General features: G+C 36.0%; 7 protein-coding genes. 2 read left to right on the forward strand and 5 right to left on the reverse strand.

What is annotated here, in order from left to right; all coding sequences use genetic code 11:
• Positions 1 to 14: 14 nt before the first annotated feature.
• Complete coding sequence (locus J5G60_RS00255) at positions 15 to 1,727, reverse strand: methyl-accepting chemotaxis protein (protein ID WP_150355528.1); 1,713 nt, start codon at positions 1,725 to 1,727, stop codon at positions 15 to 17.
• A 310-nt stretch (positions 1,728 to 2,037) separates the two neighbouring features.
• Here J5G60_RS00255 and J5G60_RS00260 point away from each other — a divergent pair, with 310 nt between their 5' ends.
• Positions 2,038 to 2,589, forward strand: a complete 552-nt coding sequence (locus J5G60_RS00260; RefSeq protein ID WP_236035004.1) for a protein kinase — start codon at positions 2,038 to 2,040, stop codon at positions 2,587 to 2,589.
• 297 nt (positions 2,590 to 2,886) lie between these two features.
• Positions 2,887 to 4,245, forward strand: coding sequence for a B12-binding domain-containing radical SAM protein (locus J5G60_RS00265; RefSeq protein ID WP_150355526.1), 1,359 nt, complete (start codon positions 2,887 to 2,889; stop codon positions 4,243 to 4,245).
• A gap of 67 nt (positions 4,246 to 4,312) precedes the next feature.
• Here J5G60_RS00265 and J5G60_RS00270 read toward each other — a convergent pair whose 3' ends face one another.
• From J5G60_RS00270 to J5G60_RS00285, 4 genes are all read right to left on the reverse strand, one after another.
• Positions 4,313 to 6,166 carry a PAS domain-containing sensor histidine kinase gene (locus J5G60_RS00270; protein ID WP_150355525.1) on the reverse strand — a complete coding sequence of 618 codons (1,854 nt, stop codon included), beginning with the start codon at positions 6,164 to 6,166 and terminating at the stop codon, positions 4,313 to 4,315.
• Positions 6,167 to 6,271: 105 nt separating this feature from the next.
• Complete coding sequence (locus tag J5G60_RS00275) at positions 6,272 to 6,406, reverse strand: cyclic lactone autoinducer peptide (protein WP_150355524.1); 135 nt, start codon at positions 6,404 to 6,406, stop codon at positions 6,272 to 6,274.
• A complete protein-coding gene (locus J5G60_RS00280; RefSeq protein ID WP_150355523.1) occupies positions 6,396 to 7,070 on the reverse strand; it encodes an accessory gene regulator ArgB-like protein in 675 nt (224 codons plus the stop codon). The genes J5G60_RS00275 and J5G60_RS00280 overlap by 11 nt, the downstream gene beginning before the upstream one ends.
• Positions 7,057 to 7,521 (reverse strand): hypothetical protein, encoded by a 465-nt coding sequence (locus J5G60_RS00285; protein WP_150355522.1) that lies wholly within the window; start codon positions 7,519 to 7,521, stop codon positions 7,057 to 7,059. The genes J5G60_RS00280 and J5G60_RS00285 overlap by 14 nt, the downstream gene beginning before the upstream one ends.
• Positions 7,522 to 7,717 lie beyond the last annotated feature (196 nt).

Raw genomic sequence — 7,717 nt, forward strand, 5'->3', positions numbered from 1 at the left:
TTAACATCTTAACTCTACAACTTAAATTCACCTATTGTCTTTGCAATATTCTGTGCCAGTGCTGCCAGGTTCTGTGATGAATCGGCAATACCTGAAGAGGCCTTGGTGACTTCTTCAACACTGCTCAATATTTCTTCAGATCCGGCAGCAGATTCTTCAGCTGTAGAAGCCGTATTTTCAACAGCTGAATTTATACCTGTCATCATTTCTTTCATTTGTTTTGAAGAAGTGTCCATGTGTTGTGACATGGTATTTATAAAATCAGCATCATTTTCATAGTGCACTCCCGTTTCCATCAGTAGGTTGTAATTGGGCTGGACGCTGTTTGACATGTAATCCAGAATCTCGTTGCCGCTGGAAGATAGATTTTCAAAAGCTGTCTCTACAGAAAGCACCATTTTATTTATACCCTCCACGGTATTGGAGGATTGTTCTGCAAGCTTTCGTATTTCCTCCGCCACTACTGAAAAGCCCTTTCCTGCTTCCCCTGCTCTGGCGGATTCGATGGCGGCATTTAATGCCAGCAGATTAGTCTGTTCTGCTATATTTCCGATTGTTTCCGACATGACTTTGACCTGTGAAACTGCCTCTCCCGCTTTTATAGCTTCTACGATTTTATTTTTTTTCTCATTGTATATGGCCTCTCCCTCTTTTATGCTCTGTGAGGCTTTTTCTTTTATATTTTTAGCACGTTCTTTTATCTCTGAAGAAGTTTTAGACGTCTTTTCAGCATCTCCCAGAAGGATGTCCACACTTTGTGCCATTTTCTGGGAAGATGTGCTTATCTGCTGGGTTACGCTGCTTAGATTTTGAGAACCCGTTGCTATATTTGCCGTAGACTCATTTACAGAATTCATCATTGAGGATATTTCTTCTGTAGATGCGGATAGTTCTTCGCTGGATGCACTCATTTCCTCAATGCTGTTATTTATCTGGCTGATTAAATCCCTTATATTATTTTTTGCATTGTTCAGATTGGTGGCGATATCTCCAATTTCATCTTTGCTGCTGGCCTTTAAAGACTGGCTTAAATCCCCCTTGCTTATTAAATCTGTAAAAGACAGTATCTTGTTGATTCTTTTTATGAGTCCGGCGGTGATCCTGTTGCCTAAAATTATTGCTGCAATTATTCCAATTAGAGTCAGAGCTATAATTGTATAGAAAGAAGTCCTGAATGTATTGTTAATACTTATATACTGCTTTTCGGCCTTTTCATTTATAATTTTAATCAATTGTTCAATACTTTCAGTGAGTTTGTTTCTATAAGAAGCCGCCTGTTTGTTTAAAGTCATGGCATCATCGTATTTGCCCGAAGCCATGAGGTTTATAATATTATTGCATATGTTCAGCCATTCAGCCCTTTGCTTGTTTAAACTTGCCAACTGAGTTTTTTCCTCCGGTGTAAGATCTGATTTTTCATAAGTACTGATTATATTTGTATTTTGATTTTGTAATTCCTTCATAGCTTCAGCCGTATCTTTTACATTGTTTTTGTCCCTGCTTTCAACTAGATTTATTATCTCAAGGCGAAGCTTCATTGAATTGGCGTCAAATCTGTCTAAATTTTCTATAGATTTCAGATTGGCGTTGTACAGTTCGCTGGATTTTTTATTTACCGTGTTTAAATTGATTGTGCCTATCATGCCTATTATTATGATAAACAAAGATGTCACTAGAAATCCTGTTAAAAGTTTTTTACCTATTTTTAGATCCTTGAACCATGTCATATTGATCCTCCTCTTTTTAGTTATGTGCAAAACCATGAACTCGTTTAAGAATATCTTACAACCTCAATTTTATATATGCCGTCTTGATTTTGCAATTAACTTAAATATAATTTAACAATAACTTAACTATAGTACCCATAATCATAACACTTTTAACTTACAAATTACACCTAAATTTTTCATATAACTACAAAAAATACTATAATATAGCTGTAACACAATTTAATTGCCGTAATACTATGTAATAAGAATTGTTTAGCTGTATCAAACCTTTGTTTTTATGTTACATAAAAACAAAGGAGGTGTTATATTGAGAAATTGGTGTATTCATTCCAGAAAAATTCCGATAAGTTTGAGACACTGCAAGTACCTGGGAGAAGGCCATAGTGGGCAGGTATACCTTATGCCCGATGGAAGAGCTTTAAAAATATTTAACAGTTCAGACAGCTGCAGGAATGAATATGATATATTAAAATCGGTAGAAAAAAGCAGGTATTTTCCGAAGGTTTATGAAGTCGGTAAGTATTATATTATAAGAGATTATGTAGGCGGAATGAATGTAGAAAAGTATCTGAAGAAATATGGACTGAGCAGGGAATTTGTCATAAAAGTGGCTGATTTGATAGACGACATGAAAAAGATGGGCTTTAAAAAATTGGAGATCAGGTTTCCCCACCTGTTTGTTCAGGAAGATGGATCTCTCATGGTAATAGACCCCAGGAAAAGCTACGAGCAAAATATACCTTACCCCAAATCCTTCTTGAAGAAGCTGAAAAAAATGGGAATGCTGGAGCAGTTTATAAAGATACTGGATGAAGAGAGGCCCTGCATGAATTGGGGAAAGTATGTGAAAATCAAATAAAAATGGACAAGCAAAGCAGCCGTAATTGCAAAGCATCCTTTGAACTTTTAGGTTAAATGCTGCAGCTGTAGATTATATACTATACCTCTGTTTACTGAATATTTAATGGAGAGTGAATAGTAAATCAGTATTTCTGGTTTTTACCGAAAATTCACCAAAATTCTATACTATTCACTCTGCAGTTTAGATTTTATATTTGTACTTTATTTTTTCTGTTTATTGAAAAAGAGTTGAAATATTTGGACAAAAATACTAATATACTTGTATGTGATAAAAATTATAAATGAGGGTGTAAATATGAAAGTAATTTTTATTGTTCCGGCAGCAGATATAAGGAGAAATGCCATATATAGGTTTGGCGATAAAATTTATGGGCATTCCAATTCTATTTCAGGGCCGTTGATACTCGGGAGGATATTAAAAGATGCAGGATATGATGTAGAAGTATATGAGGAGCTGTATAAAGACTTGAATTTCAATAAATTTGAAAACGCGGATTTAATAATGCTCTACACCATGACCTCTTCTTCCACAAGAGCATATCACATTGCAGACTATTTTAGAAGTGTCAAGCACAAGAGAGTAGTCATAGGGGGTATACATGCTTCCAGCCTGCCTGAAGAGGCTCTACAGCATGCAGACCAGGTAGTAGTTGGAGAAGGTGAAAGGGTAATTGTAGACGTAGCCAGCGGAAAAATTAAGGACAAGATAGTTTATTCAAAATGCATAGAGAATCTGGATGAGATACCTTTCCCGGATTACAGTCTTTTAAAAACTCCCTGCAGGGCCGCCAATGTCATGACCTCCAGGGGATGTCCTTTTAGCTGCTCTTTTTGTACCACTTCCAGGATGTTTCATCCTTATAGAAAGAGGACTCCTGATAATGTCATAGAAGAGTTGAGGATGTATAAAGACCAGGGATTTAAATACGTAAATTTTGAAGATGACAATTTTACTGCAGACAAAGAGAGGGCCAAGGAAATACTTAGAAAGATGATTTCAAATGACCTGGTGTTTAGAGAGACCTTTTTCTTCGGACGGACAGATATGGCAAACGATGAGGAACTGCTTCAGCTCCTCCATGATGCGCACCTGAACAGGGTACTTATAGGAATTGAATCCCTGAATCAAAAGTCCCTGGACAACATAAACAAGAAACAGAAAATTTCCGATATTGAAAAATGTGGTACAGCCCTTGTCAAGCACAAGATAAGGCTGATAGCCAGCCTTGTACTGGGGCTTGATGATGACAGTAAGGAGGACATGGAAAGAGGAGAAAAATTCTGTGAGAGGATAAATGCCTATCAGTTCCAGCCGGCTATTTTGACTCCCTTTCCCAACACACCTGTTTATGAGCAGTATAAGAGGGAAGACCGCTTGCTGGACAATGACTGGCAGTACTATGACATGATGGTTGTAAACTTCAAACCTAAAAAGATGTCTCCATATGATCTGCAAAGTGAATTTTTTAAGGTGGCAAAATTGTTCTATACCTTTAAATCTTCTTTCAATATACTCAAGATTTTTGGGTTTGTAGCTTGGCTTAGGAGAGTTGGGCTGTGGATTGCGGTAAAATTTGGAGAAGCTTTTTTCAAGAAAAAATCCAATACAAAAGATGGGAACATATATAACAGAATAAAAGAGGCGTCTATTTAGATCTTTTTATTTCCGGAAAAGTTTTTACGTAAGTAAAGGGCTTAGAGTAAATTGCTTTAAGCCCTTTTCATTTTCCAAGAGAATATATATCGGAAAACTCTATATTTATCTTTTCTACGTTGGTTTTAAACAATTCATTGTTTTTCACGTCATTTTCCTTCACCAGTTCTACCGGAAGTTCTATAAAAAATTTACTTCCCTTTCCTTCCTCACTTTTAACACTTATTTTACCATTGTGAAGATCTACCAGGCTCTTTACCAGATAGAGTCCTATTCCGCTTCCCTCGCAGTCCCTTGAAAGGGAACGATTTGCCTGGCCGAAGCGTTCAAATATAAGATCCAGCTTGTCTTTCGGAATTCCCTTGCCGTCATCTTCTACGGTGATAAGCACTGTCTTTCCCCTGTCTTCAACATTTACGTATATATGTCCCCTGGAATCTGTATATTTAAAGGCATTTGACAGCAGGTTGAGCATTATACGCTCCAATTTAGTTGGATCAAAGGCCATGATCTTTTCCTCTACATTTGTGTCAAATATCAGTTCTATATCCTTGCTGTTTATATAGGAAGCCACGGATTGGGTGATGTCTTCCACCACGCTTACTATATTCTGATTTTGCTTGTTTATTTTAATAGCTCCCGAGTCAAGCCTGGTTATGTCTAAAAGATTGTTTACAATTCTTATTAGTCTCAGGCAGTTCTGCTTCATGGTTTTTAGGTAGAATTTGCATTTTTCAATACTTTCGTTGCTGCATCTGTTCACATATATGTCCATGGTCTGGATGGCAACGAATATTACATTTATGGGAGTCTTGAGCTCGTGGGACATATTTACGAAGAATTCTGTTATAAGTGAATTGAATTCCCTGGTTTCGTTGAGCAGTTTCAAGTTCTCTTCCGCAGTGTTTTTAAGGTTTTCCATCTGCTTTTCAGGTGTCAGATCAAGCAGCAGTGTCATCACTGCAGGTTTGCCGTCATAGACGAAAAATGAAGAGGTATTTCTGACGGATATGGCATTCCCCTGACAATCCAGTATGTTTTCCTCCATGGTGACTTTTGACAGCTTTTTTTCTGTTATATCGTTGTATTTTTTTTTGGAGGTCATTATATATTCCTTTGGGTAATGCTTATATAATAGTTTATCATCCAGATCCAGTGCCCTGGAATAGCCAAGGAGTTTTGCAGCACTTTCATTGGCATATATTATCTTTCCACCTTCATGGACTATGACTGAGTTTATGGAGTTCTCAAAGAGCATTTCAAAACACACCTTGTTTTTCAGCAGGGAGGATTCCATATCTTCTCTTTTTATACTCTGTTCTTTTAATTTGTGGCTCAGCAGGTTTAACCTGTTGTCCTTGCTTTTATTGTTTTCAGCTTCCATATCTACATAATACCCCAGCACCCAGGATATGAATATGAATATTCCCACCAGTATCAGATCTCTCTGGAAATATATATTTATGCCGTTGGAAGTGGGGGCGTACAGCAGATCCGCCGTAAGTACAAAAGTTGAACAGAAAAGCGAAGTTATAATCCCGTATTTGGAGCCGTATTGTATTACGGAGGACAGTATCAGGAGCAGAAACAGATATTTGTATTCACTTTCGTAGGAGGTGGATATATATATGGGTATTGCGATAATGAGCGTAAAAAAAAGGGTCTCCATGAGCCAGGACTTTTTGAATACATTTGAAGAACGTTCTAATTTAGTATTGATTATTAACCATACTAAAAATATTAAGCCTATAATTGATATGAGAAATGCTGTTGTAACTAAATTAAAATCACCATTTTCTTTTATGTTTAAATCTGCCCAGTAATTTGGTAAATTTATGTAAATTATGATAGCAACAAATACCACTATAGCTATTTTTATAATAGACAACATGACGGATATGCTGTCTGCAATGTGTTTCATAGATAATTTCCTCCCACATATAGATAAAAAATTCAAATCAAAAAGTAAAAATTACCAATCTTGTCAATCAGTAATTTTTACCCTAGAGCTTTTTAAGTTTTTAGTCTATTTTCTCAGACATTCAGGTTCCTCCGGTTGATACATACCCCAATTGCAGGCTGAAGCTGAGATTGTAAATGCCATGATTGTGCACACCAGTGCTGATAAAGTGATGAATAACTTTGCTATTTTACCCTTCAATTGAATTCCCTCCTTTTTTTCCTATGTTTTTTAACATTGAATCGGCCTTTTTTAAAATTACTGCTCCCCTGTCTGTCAGGGTGATGGACTGCCACAGGCAGCCGAAACTTATGCAATCTATGATTTTTAAATAATACAGCTTGTTGTTTGTATTATAAAGCAAACAAAGTGTAATTGTCATTATAGAAAATATTGTCAAGGTAATGATGGAGTCTTTTTTAAACATCTTTTTCATCTTTTTACTGGTAATGGGTTTTTGAGGGCTGTCTACCGGAGCTTTTAAAAATACTGTTATAAAAGCAACTGCCATGCAGAGCATACCCATTACTGCAGTAGCCGTGAAAGAAAGACTGTAAAAAAATCTGTCCACCAGTAGTCCAGCAGCAGCGGCAGAAATTGTTCCGCCTATAATACAAAGGTTAGGAGAAGAGGCATGAAAACCACCTGAATATTTTCTCAATATACTCATTGACACGGAAAATATCAGAGCTTCATACAATACTCCTAAAATTAAACCTATTACTATTATCCAGAATATAGAAAATATTGTCTGAAGCAGGTTGATTGCCCCGTACACTATTATTTCCTCTTTTTCTTTATCTGCTTTTAGAACAGTTCTGGCTCTTTTTCCCAGGGAAACTGCCAGCCTTTCAGTCAGGTACATTTTTAATCCTTCTTTTTATTAATAGATAGCGTATTATGACAACTGCTAAAAACAATATTGCCAGTGATGGAATACCCATCAGGGATTTTTTTATAGGTTCCATGGAATTTATGTTTGTGTTGATGCCAAATAGTTTGAGTATCAGCATGTTTAAAAATTCACTTAATGAAAGCATTAAAAACATAAATAATGTTCCGTATATGGAAGTGATCAAAGGTATTCCTATGATTACCATTAATACTATAATCAAGATAATTATGATTATGGTGTGAACTCCAAAATATATAGGCAAATCCCTCACGAAAAAAGTAATCATACTCACTATAAAGCTTAAGAATATATACTTTTTTATATCGAGAGGTCTTCCAGCTATTATATGTATTCCCCAAATTACTAGAAACGTTTCTGGAATAAGCCTTAAAAAGATTTCCATCCAATTGATTTCAAGCATACACGGGTCTCTCCTTTTAAAGTTGTTATTTACAAGTCATTCGACAAATATATACATTTTATGAATTTATTTCACATCGTTTAATTTATGTTATTCTCCATAAAATATGAAAATCCTTCTTTAAATAAAAAAATATATGTCTCTTATAAACATCTGAAGCTGCCGACGAAGCAAGAAGTGTAGATCTCGGTGGTCG

Source organism: Clostridium sp. HV4-5-A1G (genome assembly GCF_900184915.1).
In the GTDB taxonomy this organism is placed as follows: domain Bacteria; phylum Bacillota; class Clostridia; order Clostridiales; family Clostridiaceae; genus Clostridium_B; species Clostridium_B aromativorans.